The following is a 13,914-nucleotide window of genomic DNA, read 5'->3' as shown; positions in this document are numbered from 1 at the left end:
ATACTAAGATGGCGATTAAGGCGAAAGTAATTTTTAAAGTTTTCATAAGGATTATAAGTTTTTGAATTAGGGATTTAAGATTAAGCGTGTGTTTCTAAGATTTTTTTCTTCTTGTCTGTAGCCAGTAAATCTTTTGGAGAATACGTTTTGTACGTTGGTGCATCGTCGGTTGGTGCAACTGTATCAGAATTTACGACTGAGACTGCTAAGACTAAGATGGCGATTAAGGCGAAGGTGATTTTTAAAGTTTTCATAAGGATTGTAGGTTTTTGAGTTAAGGATTAAGATTAAGCGTGTGTTTCTAAGATTTTCTTCTTCTTGTCTGTAGCTAATAAATCTTTTGGAGAGTATGTTTTGTACGTCGGTGCATCGTCAGTTGGAACTACCGTATCAGAATTTACAACTGAGACTGCTAAGACTAAGATGGCGATTAAGGCGAAAGTTATTTTTAAAGTTTTCATAAGGATTATCGGTTTTTGAATTAGGAATTAGGATTAAGCGTGTGTTTCTAAGATTTTTTTCTTCTTGTCTGTAGCCAGTAAATCTTTTGGAGAGTATGTTTTGTACGTCGGTGCATCGTCAGTTGGAACTACCGTATCAGAATTTACAACTGAGACTGCTAAGACTAAGATGGCGATTAAGGCGAAAGTTATTTTTAAAGTTTTCATAAGGATTATAAGTTTTTGAATTAGGGATTAGGATTAAGCGTGTGTTTCTAAGATTTTTTTCTTCTTGTCTGTAGCCAGTAAATCTTTTGGAGAATACGTTTTGTACGTTGGTGCATCATCAGTTGGAACTACCGTATCAGAATTTACAACTGAGACTGCTAAGACTAAAATGGCGATTAAGGCGAAGGTGATTTTTAAAGTTTTCATAAGGATTATAAGTTTTTGAATTAGGGATTAGGATTAAGCGTGTGTTTCTAAGATTTTCTTCTTCTTGTCTGTAGCCAGTAAATCTTTTGGAGAATACGTTTTGTACGTTGGTGCATCGTCGGTTGGAACTACGTTGTCAGAATTTACGACTGAGACTGCTAAGACTAAGATGGCGATTAAGGCGAAGGTGATTTTTAAAGTTTTCATAAGGATTATAAGTTTTTGAGTTAGGGATTAAGATTAAGCGTGTGTTTCTAAGATTTTTTTCTTCTTGTCTGTAGCCAGTAAATCTTTTGGAGAATACGTTTTGTAAGTCGGTGCATCGTCGGTTGGAACTACGGTGTCAGAATTTACAACTGAGACTGCTAAGACTAAGATGGCGATTAAGGCGAAAGTAATTTTTAAAGTTTTCATAAGGATTATAAGATTTTGAGTTAAGGATTGGGATTAAGCGTGTGTTTCTAAGATTTTCTTCTTCTTGTCTGTAGCCAGTAAATCTTTTGGAGAGTACGTTTTGTAAGTCGGTGCGTCGTCGGTTGGTGCAACCGTATCAGAATTTACTACTGAGACCGCAAGTAATGCCACAGCGACTAGGGCGCAAGTAATTTTTAGGGTTTTCATAAGGATTATATTAGGGTTAAATTTTGTTAATAGTTAAGCTGTAGCACAATAGCTGCGCTAGAACGAGGGAAGAATGGATTATTAACTATTTTTCAGGCATAATGCCCAAAACCATTTCACAACAATAGCGAGGGAGGCTACCAAACTAAAATAAGTCTGCATGTAAAATGAACAATTAGCCCTAACAAGCTGAATTAAGGCTTATTAAGCAGGACAATTATAAAACTAAATTGTTGATAAAGCAAGTTTTTTACTACAAAATACAGGTTTTCATCGACGAAATACTATAGTTATTAACAATTCAAGGAAATTTCTAGCTTTTAGAACAAAAAAAGAATCCTAACTCCTTCACACTTAACAGAAGGCCTTCAGATTTTAAAAAATTAAGGAGAGAAAAACAGCATCAAGATCATGCTTCGCAAGCTTGAGAACTTGCTTTAAAACAAAAAAGCATCCCGATCTTCTTATTAAGAAAAAAGGAAAGCCTTTCATCGGTAAGACCCTAAATTAATTAGGACGCTTACAACTACTCTAGGATCGCTCCTAGAACAACACAACATCTTTATAGTCGCCAAAAAAAAGCCTCAATTTCTTGAAGCTTTCATTTTGCAATTTTAGCGGTCTGGACGGGACTCGAACCCGCGACCTTCGCCGTGACAGGGCGACATTCTAACCAACTGAACTACCAGACCGTTGCGTAATTGCGAGTGCAAATATACAACCCTTTTTCAATTCCACAAGAAAAAAATGAAAAAACTTTAAAAAAAATTAAATAAATTTTTGACGCTCGATCATATAGGTCGTCAAAATACTATCAAAACCCGCATTTATATCGGCCTCTACATACTTAATTCGGTACTGACCACACTTTATCTTCAAGTCCTTAAAGTACGCATTAACAGCTGTTTGGTAATTATTTTTTACCGTATCGGCGTATAAATTAATATGTTCTCCTGTTTCAATATCTATAAATCGCTTTGGTTTATTATCAAAATCAAAACTTAGCTCTTTACTTTTATCAAAAACATGAAATAAAACAACTTCATGTTTATTATGTTTTAAATGTCTTAAAGCTTCGAACAACTTTTCATCAGATTCTGACGACTGAAACATATCGGTAAAAACGAATATTAGAGAGCGGCGATGAATTTTTTCAGCAATTTGATGCAAATAACGATAGGTTTCCGTTGTCTTAGCTTCAGATGTTTCCATCACCGTTTCGTTTAACTTATGAATTAACATCTGATGGTGACGCTCACTGCCCTTTTCTGGGGCGTAAAAGTCATATTGATCACTATAGACACTTAAACCCACAGCATCGCGCTGTTTCTTTAAAATATGCATCAGTGAGGCGCTCGCTAAAGCCGAAAAAGCGATCTTGTTTAAATTCTCTAACGTGGTTCCTGCAGATTCCGGATAATGCATAGAAGCGCTATTATCTATAATAAGATGACAGCGTAAATTAGTTTCTTCATCGTAGCGTTTGGTGTATAGCCGATCTGTTTTAGCATAAAGCTTCCAATCAATATGCTTGGTACTTTCACCTGGATTATAAATTTTATGCTCTGCAAATTCTGCTGAAAACCCATGAAACGGACTTTTATGCATCCCTGCAATAAATCCTTCTACCACTTGCTTCGCTAATAGCGCTAAGTTTTTAAAACCACCGGTTTTATTAAGTTCCTTTTGTAAATCCATATCCATAATATAATAATCTGCATAGCAGACTTGCCAGACCTCAGCCTTAACACAGGTACAAACTAAAAAAGGTTTGCCGTATAGGCAAACCTTTTATCATATCTTTTAGAGTAAGGACTATAAAAGTGCGTCGATAGCTTCAGCGTACGCATTTTTAGGTGCAACACCAACTTGGCGACCTACAACTTCTCCGTTTTGGAAAACTAATACTGTAGGAATGTTTCTTACACCGTATTTAGCAGCGAATTCTTGATTTGCATCAACATCTACTTTACCAACAACAGCTTTACCTTCATACTCTGTGCTAATTTCATCAATGATTGGTCCAACCATACGACATGGCCCACACCAAGCAGCCCAAAAGTCAACCACTACAGGCTTATCACTTTTTAATACTGTTTCTTCAAAATTTGCATCTGTTATCTCTAATGCCATAATGTTTATTTTTTATGTTTTGTACTTCAATTTTCTTCTCTCCCTTTTGGGAATGGAAGTACAAAATTAGTCAAAATATTCCGCAAACCTTACAAAGCCTGTATATGTTTTAATTATAGCCTTATAGAGCATTTATATATTCTAAGGTTGATGCCTATAGCTTCTAGAATTCAGCTCATAAAAGCCAAGGTTCCTATTTTCAAAAAACACAGGCTTTATATTGAAAATCATTCCTTTTGAAAGCCCCCAATGAACGTCCTAAACAATCATTTAATTCAGTTTATATTTTACATCATGCGCTTTTAAAGCGTTTAATAATTCTTGAGAAATCTTCACTTTGTTTTTTCGGCTTGGCATATGCACCTTAATTTTTTCCGCATTATCATAGATTAAGAAACTTAACGGTTTTGTTCCTTCGTGAAGCGTTATCAAATCGTACAAGGTGCTTACCGTCTCTTCTTTTAAATCGCGAATATTAAGTTGAATAGATAATTTACGTGCATAAGTTTCCATAACATCATGCAACAACTGAAAACTATTAAACTGGATTCTAGGATCTCCTTTTTTACCCGTATCTCTGTTTACCCAACCTTCTCGTACAAATGCTCTTACATACACAAAAGAATTCACCACAAAGAAGTGACGGAATTTTAAGTAATCTTCTCCAAAAATTCGGAACTCAAAACTATCCGTATAATCTTCAATAGTAAAAATAGCCCAGCCTTTCCCTTGTTTACTCACACGATGTTGTACATCGGTGACAACTCCACCAAATGTAATTTCACTATTAACAATGGCTTCTAAATTATTAAAATGCGCCACCACACCGTTACAAAAGGAATTCATTTCAATAGAAAAATCATCTAAGGGATGCCCTGAAATATAAATACCAACGACCTCACGCTCTCGAGACAGCTTTTCCATGGTTCCCCAATCTTCACAAGGTGGCACTAACGGCTCAGCAATTTGCACATCACTCGCCGCTCCGAATAAACTGACCTGTGCCGAGTTTTCATTTTCTTGATGTTTAGCACCATATTTCACGGCCTTTTCTAAAAAGGTGACGCCATCACCTTCATGCGCAAAATACTGCGCTCTATGGGTTTCTTTAAAACAATCAAACCCACCGGCATTGGCTAAACCTTCAAAGGCTTTTTTATTGGCCGCTCTTAAATCTATACGTTTGGCTAAATCGAAAATAGACTTGTAAGGGCCGTCTTTTTTACGGTTATCAACAATCGTTTTCACGGCACCGTGACCCACACCTTTTATCGCTCCCATTCCAAATCGGACCGCATTATCTTGGTTTACGGAGAACTTATAAAAACTTTCATTAACATCGGGTCCTAATACAGGTAAACGCATTCTTTTACACTCCTCCATAAAGAAGGTAATGGTCTTAATGTCGTTCATGTTATTAGACAGTACCGCCGCCATATATTCCGCAGGATAATGGGCTTTTAAATACGCCGTCTGATAAGCAATCCATGCGTAACATGTGGAGTGCGACTTGTTAAAAGCGTAACTCGCAAAGGCTTCCCAATCCTTCCAGATTTTCTCTAGCTTGGATTTATCTAAACCTTTGGCGCCGGCTTGCTCAATAAATTTCGGTTTCATCTTATCCAGAACCGCAATTTGCTTTTTACCCATGGCTTTTCTCAAGACATCGGCTTCACCTTTGGTAAAATCGGCCAATTTCTGAGACAGAAGCATTACCTGCTCTTGGTAGACTGTAATTCCGTAAGTTTCCTTAAGGTATTCTTCCATTTCGGGTAAATCGTAAACAATCTCTTCATCCCCATGTTTACGCGCAATAAAACTTGGAATGTATTCCATTGGTCCCGGACGGTACAAGGCATTCATGGCAATTAAATCATCAAAAACCGTTGGTTTAAGATTCTTCATGTGCTTCTGCATTCCGGGCGATTCATACTGAAACACCCCTACCGTTTCACCGCGTTGGAAAAGCTCGTAGGTCTTTACATCATCTAGCGGAAAACTATCCGGATCAAGATCTACATTATGTTTGGCCTTCACCAACTTAACCGTATCTTTAATTAAGGTTAAGGTCTTTAAGCCCAAGAAATCCATTTTCAATAAGCCCGCGCTTTCTACAACGGAGTTATCAAATTGTGTCACGTATAAATCTGAATCCTTAGCTAAAGATACCGGTACATAGTTTGTAATATCACCTGGGGTAATAATAACCCCACAGGCATGAATCCCGGTATTTCTCACCGATCCCTCTAAAACACGTGCCTGGTTTAAGGTTTCCGCTTGTAAATCTTCACCATCAGAGATGTTTAATAATTCATTAATTTTCTCTAAATCTTCAGCACGGAATTTCTTAGCCAATTCCTTTTCGTCTAACCCAAATATTTTTCCAAGTTTAGACATCAGCGGAATTAACTTCGCTAAGTGATCGGCTTCATTCAGTGGCAAATCGAGTACTCTGGCCGTATCTCTAATCGAAGATTTTGCGGCCATGGTTCCGTAGGTAATAATCTGTGCCACCTGATTAGCCCCATACTTTTCGATTACGTAATCCATAACCCGACTTCGACCTTCATCATCAAAGTCAATATCAATATCGGGCATACTCACACGATCTGGATTTAAGAAACGCTCAAAAAGTAAATCGTACTTAATAGGGTCAATATTGGTAATCCATAAACAATAGGCGACTACAGATCCTGCTGCAGATCCACGTCCAGGTCCTACGGAGACGTCCATTTTTCGGGCTTCGCGAATAAAATCTTCAACAATCAAGAAGTATCCAGGATACCCTGTGTTTTCAATTACACTCAGCTCAAAATCGAGACGCTCTTTAATATCTTCAGTAATCTCACCATATCTAATTTTAGCACCCTTATAGGTAAGGTGTTTTAGAAATGCATTTTCTCCACGCTTTCCATTATCAATGTCATCTTCAGGAAATTTAAACTCATCAGGAATATCGAAGGCCGGTAATAAAACGTCTCTAGCCAACTCATAAGGTTCTATTTTATCTACAACCTCTTGGATGTTTACAATAGCCTCTGGCACATCCTTAAACAAGGCTTTCATTTCTGCCGTAGACTTAAAATAATACTCTTGATTAGGCAGTCCGTAACGGTAACCTCTACCACGACCTATTGGAGTGGCCTGTTTTTCACCGTCCTTTACACAAAGTAAAATATCGTGAGCATTAGCGTTTTCTTGGTCTACATAATAGGTGTTATTCGTGGCTACCAATTTAACCTCATGCTTTTTTGCAAATTGAATAAGAACAGGATTAACACGGTTTTCATCTTCCTGGTTATGACGCATTAACTCAATGTATAAGTCGTCACCAAAAGTTTCTTTCCACCATATTAAGGCTTCTTCAGCTTGATTTTCACCGACATTCAACACCTTACTAGGCACCTCTCCATAGAGGTTTCCTGTTAAGCAGATCAGCTCTTCCTTATACTGTTCTATTAATTTTTTATCGATTCGTGGTACGTAATAAAACCCATCGGTAAAGGCTGCTGAAGATAATTTAGCAAGGTTATGATACCCTTTTTTATTCTTCGCCATCAATACAATTTGATAGCCATTATCTTTACGGGTCTTGTCCTTATGATCTTCACACACAAAGAACTCACAACCAATAATAGGCTTTATCAATTTGCCTTTTTTCTCTAAGCCCGCTTCTTCTGCGGCTTTATGCTGAGCTTTTATGCCTTTATTATGATTAGACACAGCACTCACAAAATGAAAGGCCCCCATCATATTTCCGTGATCGGTTAAGGCCACGGCAGGCATACCTTCTCTTGCTGCAGCAGCGACCAAATCTTTAATGCTAATGGTAGATTGAAGAATGGAGAACTGCGAGTGGTTGTGGAGATGTACAAAATCGACATCAGCCACCTGAGATGCGGCTTCCTTGTCTATCGTTACAGGGGTTTCCGCAGCTTGCGCTTTCTGAATCCGCGCATTAATTTTAGCACTTTCGCGCTTTAAATTAATATGTTTAAGCCCTATAAGTTGTATCTCGGCAGGATGCGCTTCTTTAAAACGCTCAAAATAATCGGGCGCTACATCTAACTGCTCTACGGTGTACTGTTCTTTTCGTATTAATTCGAAAAAACATCGGGTGGTTGCCTCAACATCGGCAGTCGCATTATGCGCTTCTGAAAAGGGTTTATTAAATAAAAACTCATGCAACTCCGTTAAGGTTGGTAATTTAAACTTACCATAACGTCCCCCTGGAATCTGACATAAATTAGCGGTATGCTCTGTACAGGTATCTAGCACCGGAAGCTCTTGCAGTTGATTGTCTACGGTCTCACGGACGAACTCCGCCCCCATAATATTTAAATCGAACTTAACATTTTGTCCAACAACAAATTTGGTTTTAGAGAGCGCCTTATTAAATTTCTCTAAGACCTCTGTAAGTGGCACCCCTTGTTCTTGTGCGAGTTCCGTAGATATACCATGGATTTTCTCGGCATCATAAGGAATATTAAAGCCTTCAGGTTTTACTAAATAATCTTGATGCTCAATACAGTTTCCCATAGCATCGTGTAATTGCCAAGCAATTTGAATACATCTAGGCCAATTATCCGTATCCGTAATTGGAGCGTCCCAACGTTTTGGCAATCCTGTGGTTTCAGTATCAAATATTAAGTACATAGCGCTATTGAATGTTTTATATTGAAGGGTTCTTTACTATTCTATGCTTTTCAGAATAGATTGTAAAAACCGGTTCTGCTTATTTTTTCAACATTTAAAAATTTCTTGAAGCCTTTTAAGAAGATAAGCACACCTCCAAAAGCCTCTAAAAAATTAATGGACAAGCACTTAAAACCAAAATATTGACTTTAAAGCTTTTCTAAGTTTGAAAAAAAATGAGCGGATAAAATTACATAGAATTTAAACGCTTATAAAATGAATTTTAGTTTTTAAGCACAAAAAAAAGCCAACTTTTTAGAGTTGACTTTTTTATTTCTATGAATTATCCTTTAGGCCAATAATTCTTCTTCCACTTTTTCAGTGTTAATGGCCGCTTGGATGGCATTTTTATGTTTTAATAACAAGGCATCAATACTTGGTGGCAAGTTAGGTTCTTTAATTAAATCGTTATACTCTTCTAAACTCGCTTTTTCACCTCTTAAGGCTTCTTCTAAAATAGCTTCCTCGTTATTACTGCTAAAGGTCGATTTTAGGGACATCCAATTCCTATGAACAGCTCCTTTAAAACTTCCTGAGTCTTCGGGAATTTCACCATATTGTAAAATTTCCGTTCGTAATTCTTTGGCAAATTCACTACGTTCCGAAGCACGGCGCTTAAAAAAGATCTTTAAGTTCTTACTTTCTACATTATCAGCAGCATTTAAATAACCTTTTTCTGCATCGTAGTTTTTTTCTAATAATTCATTTAATTGATTTGAAATTTCTTCACTATACGTCATAATATCTTTATCATTTTGAGATTTCAATACCTTTTTTAATGATGCGTATTGTTTCACATCATCTTCAAGATAAACGTTATAAACGCCTTTAGAAAATGAATTAACATCTTTAACAAAGTCTTAATGCTATTTAACAAAAAAGCGCTAATCCCAATGAATTAACGCTTTTAAAAAGTTTATGTTTTAGACCGGTTAGGCTTGCAAATAATCTGGTACACCGTTTCCGTCTGTATCAAGAGCATCATCTGGATTTCCATCACCATTTGGATCTGCACCTTCATTTGCTGTGAGCACACCATCACCATCATCGTCGTTATCTAAATAATCGAAATCACCATCACCATCTGTATCTACCGGGTTGCCATCAGCATCTTTAGCTTCATAGAATGTCAGTACCCCATCGCCATCATCATCGTTATCTAAATAGTTAGCAATACCATCATTGTCTATATCATCATTATCTAAGTCGCCATCAACATTAAAATCCTCAAACACATCTGGCACACCATCTGCATCAGCATCACCACAATTTAAACTGTCTATTTCTGCTTGAATACTTCCATCAGCGTCACCACAAATATCTATTTGTTCTTGTAAGTATAAACTATACTGATCACATTTTTCAACGTAATTTCCAATGGTTGCTGTGGTGTATTGTGCTTCAGCTTCAGTAACATTTGCTACAGCTAAATCACAAGGAAACGCACAACCATCTAAAGCTTCTATTGCTGCTTGTAAGCTACCATCGGCATCACCACAAAAGGTGCGTTGCTCGGTTAAAGCTTGACTGTAAGCACTACATGCCGCTTCAAAAGCCGCTCTATTTACAAATTCTAAATTTGGAGAAAACGTCGCTTGGTACGCCAATAAAGCCGTTTGCGCAGCCGTTTCTACATCTAAACAAGTAATTGGGTCCGTTGGCAATTCACCAGAAAGCAAAGGAACTTTAAAGAAGATCCCATTGGTAAACCCAACAGAATTTAATCCAGACGCATCAAACGCTAAAAAACGATATGTTCCTGTAAATGTTTTATTCACCACATCAATTTCTTCTATGGTAATTTCACCAAGCTCAGGATATACTGAGACACTTTCATCAGGCGTATTTGTGGTAGAATATTCAGCTCCGAAACCGTCGGTATATTTGGCTTCAATAACATCTATATCTCCTACAATAAATTCCGATTCAATCACCGAAGGCACTGTAAGTTCTACCGTTTCGTAATTATTAGCACCGGTAATGGTAAGAAAGCCATTGGCATCTATACTTGCTGAAAAGCTTTTAGCTCTCCAAAGTTCATTTTCACGGTCTCCTTGAAAAGCAGGAGTGTTAAATTGAACTTCGTCGCCGCAGCTATACATCGTTAGAAAAACAAGGGATAGGAGAAGTAGTTTTTTCATATTCTGTAAAATATTTTTGTAGATGCCCCCAAATATAGGGAAACAAGAGCGCCAAAAATATAATAATTTTTCATAATGCCTTTAAATAGGCATTTCTTTTTACACCTTACAAATTATCTTACTGAATATTAAAAATTTATATTATCTTTGCGCCCTCATTAATAACAGAGGTCGAGAACCTCATTAATTAATTATTATGCCTGTAAAAATTAGATTACAAAGACACGGTAAGAAAGGAAAACCTTATTACTGGATCGTAGCAGCGGATTCACGCGCAAAAAGAGATGGTAAATACCTTGAGAAATTAGGGGCTTACAATCCAAACACTAACCCAGCAACAATTGAGTTAAACGTAGACGGAGCCGTACAATGGTTACAAAACGGAGCTCAACCAACTGACACAGCAAAAGCAATTTTATCTTATAAAGGTGCTATGCTTAAAAATCATTTAGCTGGTGGTGTAAGAAAAGGAGCTTTAACTGAAGAGCAAGCTGAAGAGAAATTCAACGCTTGGTTAGAAGAAAAAGCAGCTAAAGTACAAGCTAAAGCTGACGGTTTATCTCAAGCTGATGCTGAAGCTAAAGCTAAAGCTCATGCCGCTGAAAAAGCTGTTAATGAAGCACGTATCGCTGCAGCTGCACCAGTTGTTGAAGAAGAAGTAGCAGAAGATGTTGCAACTGAAGACACAAATGCTTCAAGCGAAGAAGAGTAAAAAATAATATTTTTTATACTTTTAAACCCAGACTTTATTAGGTCTGGGTTTTTTTATAATGTAATTTGCAATAAGGCCTTCTTAAAAACGCCTTATTATTTTAACCTTCAGTTGTAGGGCTTTACTAGATGTTTTAGTCCCTAAACCCTGTAATAATTAAGATATTTTGAAAAAAGACGATTGTTTCTACCTCGGTAAAATTGTAAAAAAATATAGCTTTAAAGGCGAACTTTTAGCCAAATTAGATACAGATGAGCCTGATTTATACGATCAGTTAGAGGCTATTTTTGTAGATTTAAGAGGTAACCTTGTTCCCTTTTTTGTAGAATCGTCGCAATTACACAAATCCGATTTATTGCGTTTAAAATTTGAAGACGTAGATACGGAAGCCGATGCTGATGCGCTTATAAAAACCGATTTGTACCTCCCTTTAGATTTACTGCCTAAGCTAGAAGGTGATAAATTTTACTTTCATGAAGTTATTGGGTTTAAAATAAAAGATCAAAATTTTGGTGCTGTTGGAACCATAACCGGTATTAATGACTCTACCGCTCAAGCTTTGTTTGAAATTGATAGGGATGGCATTGAAATTTTAATTCCTATGAATGACGAATTTATTGTAAACGTAGACCGTGAGCAGCAAACCATAGAAGTTAAAACTCCAGAAGGCCTTATTGACCTCTATTTAGAATCTTAGACTGCTGTTACTACAAAACCATGAGCAAACCATTTCAATTTAAGGAATTTACTGTTTCCCAAGACCAATGTGCTATGAAAATTGGCACCGATGGTGTATTACTTGGCGCTTGGACCTCCTTAGACCACCGACCATTTTCTGTTTTAGATATTGGTGCAGGTACCGGTGTCTTATCTTTAATGATTGCCCAACGCAGTGCAGCACAAAATATTGAAGGTCTTGAAATTGACGATAATGCTTATGAACAATGCTCGGAAAATTTTGAAAACTCACCATGGGCAGATCGCTTGTTTTGCTACCATGCTTCACTTTTAGAGTTTGTTGAAGAAATTGAAGACCGTTACGACCTTATTATATGTAACCCTCCTTTTTATTCTGAAGATTACAAAACTGAAAATCCTTCAAGAGATTTAGCGCGTTTTAATGACGCGATGCCTTTTGAACATCTTATCTATGCAGTGGTAAACTTACTCTCTGAAACAGGAGTTTTTTCTGTGATCATTCCGCATAAAGAAGAGACCAACTTTATCGCTTTAGCCAAAACAGCAGGTTTGTTTCCACAACGCAAACTTCACGTAAAAGGCAATCCCGATACAGCTGTAAAACGTAGCTTAATAGAATTTTCTTTTGAAGAAAAAACCACAGAAACTTCAGAATTAATTATAGAAACCGCTCGCCATCAATACACTGAAGACTACATTAATCTTACCAAAGATTTTTATTTGAAAATGTAAGATTGCTTTGTAGGCTGAAAACGATTTCGTTATTTTTGTTTGAAACTAAATAAACAACATGAATTCCTTGAGCTACTGTTCTTGGATTTGACACGTTTATAACCAACAAAACACTCTAATGAAACCAGACTTATTCGAAGCACCGGACTATTATAACCTTGACGAATTATTAACTGAAGAGCACAAATTAATACGTGATGCTGCCAGAGAATGGGTAAAACGAGACGTCTCGCCTATTATTGAGGATTACGCTCAGCGTGCCGAATTCCCAACTCAAATTGTAAAGGGGCTTGCGGAGATAGGAGCTTTTGGCCCTTATATCCCTGAAGCTTATGGTGGCGCAGGATTAGATCAAATTTCTTATGGTTTAATTATGCAAGAAATTGAGCGCGGCGACTCTGGGGTTAGAAGTACTGCCTCTGTGCAATCGTCATTAGTTATGTATCCCATTTGGAAATATGGAAATGAAGACCAACGCCAAAAATACTTACCTAAACTCGCCTCAGGGGAATGGATGGGTTCTTTTGGATTAACCGAACCCGATCACGGTTCTAATCCTGGCGGGATGGTAACCAACTTTAAAGATATGGGCGACCACTACTTACTTAACGGAGCCAAGATGTGGATTAGTAATGCCCCATTTTGTGACCTAGCTGTGGTATGGGCTAAAAATGAAGAAGGACGTATTCACGGCCTTGTTGTAGAACGCGGTATGGAAGGTTTCTCTACTCCTGAAACACACAACAAATGGTCGCTGAGAGCCTCTGCTACGGGCGAACTGATTTTTGATAATGTCAAAGTCCCTAAAAAAAACTTACTCCCAAACAAATCGGGATTAGGTGCCCCTTTAGGTTGTTTAGACTCTGCACGTTTTGGTATTGCTTGGGGCGCAATAGGAGCCGCTATGGATTGCTATGATACAGCCTTACGTTACAGTAAGGAACGCTTGCAATTTGATAAACCTATCGGTCAATTTCAATTGCAACAAAAGAAACTTGCTGAAATGATTACCGAAATCACCAAAGCTCAATTATTAGCGTGGCGTCTTGGGGTTATGCGCGAAAATGGTAAAGCAACCTCAGCCCAAATCTCAATGGCAAAAAGAAATAACGTTGATATGGCCCTTAACATCGCTAGAGAAGCCCGACAAATGTTAGGCGGTATGGGTATTAGTGGTGAATACAGCATAATGCGACATATGATGAATCTTGAAAGTGTAATTACCTATGAAGGCACACACGATATTCACCTTCTCATTACAGGGCTTGATGTTACAGGTCTTAATGCTTTTAAATAAGCTGAGAAC

At 37.4% G+C, this 13,914-nt stretch carries 16 protein-coding genes and 1 tRNA gene; 4 read left to right on the top strand and 13 right to left on the bottom strand.

Translation table 11 applies throughout. The features are described 5' to 3' along the window. Positions 1–80 precede the first annotated feature (80 nt). The 13 genes from ACFQ13_RS15460 to ACFQ13_RS15400 all read right to left on the bottom strand — a co-directional run bounded on the left by ACFQ13_RS15460 (position 81) and on the right by ACFQ13_RS15400 (position 10,465). Entirely contained in the window at positions 81–254 is a 174-nt protein-coding gene (locus ACFQ13_RS15460) for a hypothetical protein (protein WP_386118906.1), read from the bottom strand. 33 nt (positions 255–287) lie between these two features. Further along, on the bottom strand, positions 288–461 hold the full coding sequence (locus ACFQ13_RS15455) for a hypothetical protein (RefSeq protein WP_181858349.1): 174 nt from the start codon (positions 459–461) through the stop codon (positions 288–290). 33 nt (positions 462–494) lie between these two features. Further along, on the bottom strand, positions 495–668 hold the full coding sequence (locus tag ACFQ13_RS15450; protein ID WP_181858349.1) for a hypothetical protein: 174 nt from the start codon (positions 666–668) through the stop codon (positions 495–497). 33 nt (positions 669–701) lie between these two features. Further along, entirely contained in the window at positions 702–875 is a 174-nt protein-coding gene (locus ACFQ13_RS15445) for a hypothetical protein (protein WP_181858349.1), read from the bottom strand. A gap of 33 nt (positions 876–908) precedes the next feature. Further along, entirely contained in the window at positions 909–1,082 is a 174-nt protein-coding gene (locus tag ACFQ13_RS15440; protein ID WP_386118903.1) for a hypothetical protein, read from the bottom strand. 33 nt (positions 1,083–1,115) lie between these two features. Beyond that, on the bottom strand, positions 1,116–1,289 hold the full coding sequence (locus ACFQ13_RS15435) for a hypothetical protein (protein WP_181858349.1): 174 nt from the start codon (positions 1,287–1,289) through the stop codon (positions 1,116–1,118). Between the two features lie 33 nt (positions 1,290–1,322). After that, positions 1,323–1,496 (bottom strand): hypothetical protein, encoded by a 174-nt coding sequence (locus tag ACFQ13_RS15430; protein WP_386118902.1) that lies wholly within the window; start codon positions 1,494–1,496, stop codon positions 1,323–1,325. A 618-nt stretch (positions 1,497–2,114) separates the two neighbouring features. Beyond that, a tRNA-Asp gene (locus ACFQ13_RS15425) sits at positions 2,115–2,188 on the bottom strand. A 76-nt stretch (positions 2,189–2,264) separates the two neighbouring features. Further along, entirely contained in the window at positions 2,265–3,194 is a 930-nt protein-coding gene (locus ACFQ13_RS15420; protein ID WP_386118900.1) for a DUF58 domain-containing protein, read from the bottom strand. A 117-nt stretch (positions 3,195–3,311) separates the two neighbouring features. Then, positions 3,312–3,629, bottom strand: a complete 318-nt coding sequence (gene trxA, locus ACFQ13_RS15415) for a thioredoxin (protein ID WP_114308395.1) — start codon at positions 3,627–3,629, stop codon at positions 3,312–3,314. Positions 3,630–3,899: 270 nt separating this feature from the next. Next, a complete protein-coding gene (dnaE, locus tag ACFQ13_RS15410; RefSeq protein WP_386118897.1) occupies positions 3,900–8,285 on the bottom strand; it encodes a DNA polymerase III subunit alpha in 4,386 nt (1,461 codons plus the stop codon). 329 nt (positions 8,286–8,614) lie between these two features. Continuing rightward, positions 8,615–9,064 carry a ferritin-like domain-containing protein gene (locus ACFQ13_RS15405; protein ID WP_386119480.1) on the bottom strand — a complete coding sequence of 150 codons (450 nt, stop codon included), beginning with the start codon at positions 9,062–9,064 and terminating at the stop codon, positions 8,615–8,617. A 192-nt stretch (positions 9,065–9,256) separates the two neighbouring features. Next, positions 9,257–10,465, bottom strand: a complete 1,209-nt coding sequence (locus tag ACFQ13_RS15400) for a DUF6252 family protein (RefSeq protein ID WP_386118894.1) — start codon at positions 10,463–10,465, stop codon at positions 9,257–9,259. A gap of 196 nt (positions 10,466–10,661) precedes the next feature. On the opposite strand from ACFQ13_RS15400, the gene ACFQ13_RS15395 reads away from it, so the two are divergent. The 4 genes from ACFQ13_RS15395 (at position 10,662) to ACFQ13_RS15380 (ending at position 13,905) form a co-directional block, all read left to right on the top strand. Beyond that, positions 10,662–11,177, top strand: a complete 516-nt coding sequence (locus ACFQ13_RS15395) for a 30S ribosomal protein S16 (RefSeq protein WP_114308391.1) — start codon at positions 10,662–10,664, stop codon at positions 11,175–11,177. A 166-nt stretch (positions 11,178–11,343) separates the two neighbouring features. Continuing rightward, positions 11,344–11,874: a ribosome maturation factor RimM gene (rimM, locus tag ACFQ13_RS15390; RefSeq protein ID WP_386118891.1), complete on the top strand. Its 531-nt coding sequence runs from the start codon at positions 11,344–11,346 to the stop codon at positions 11,872–11,874. A gap of 20 nt (positions 11,875–11,894) precedes the next feature. Next, complete coding sequence (locus tag ACFQ13_RS15385; RefSeq protein ID WP_386118889.1) at positions 11,895–12,608, top strand: tRNA1(Val) (adenine(37)-N6)-methyltransferase; 714 nt, start codon at positions 11,895–11,897, stop codon at positions 12,606–12,608. 118 nt (positions 12,609–12,726) lie between these two features. Beyond that, on the top strand, positions 12,727–13,905 hold the full coding sequence (locus tag ACFQ13_RS15380) for an acyl-CoA dehydrogenase family protein (RefSeq protein ID WP_386118888.1): 1,179 nt from the start codon (positions 12,727–12,729) through the stop codon (positions 13,903–13,905). Positions 13,906–13,914 lie beyond the last annotated feature (9 nt).

This window comes from Winogradskyella rapida, from assembly GCF_042675845.1.
Lineage (GTDB): Bacteria > Bacteroidota > Bacteroidia > Flavobacteriales > Flavobacteriaceae > Winogradskyella > Winogradskyella rapida.
The sequence above is the reverse complement of the archived record's forward strand: the minus strand, read 5'-3'. Positions and strand labels throughout refer to the sequence as shown.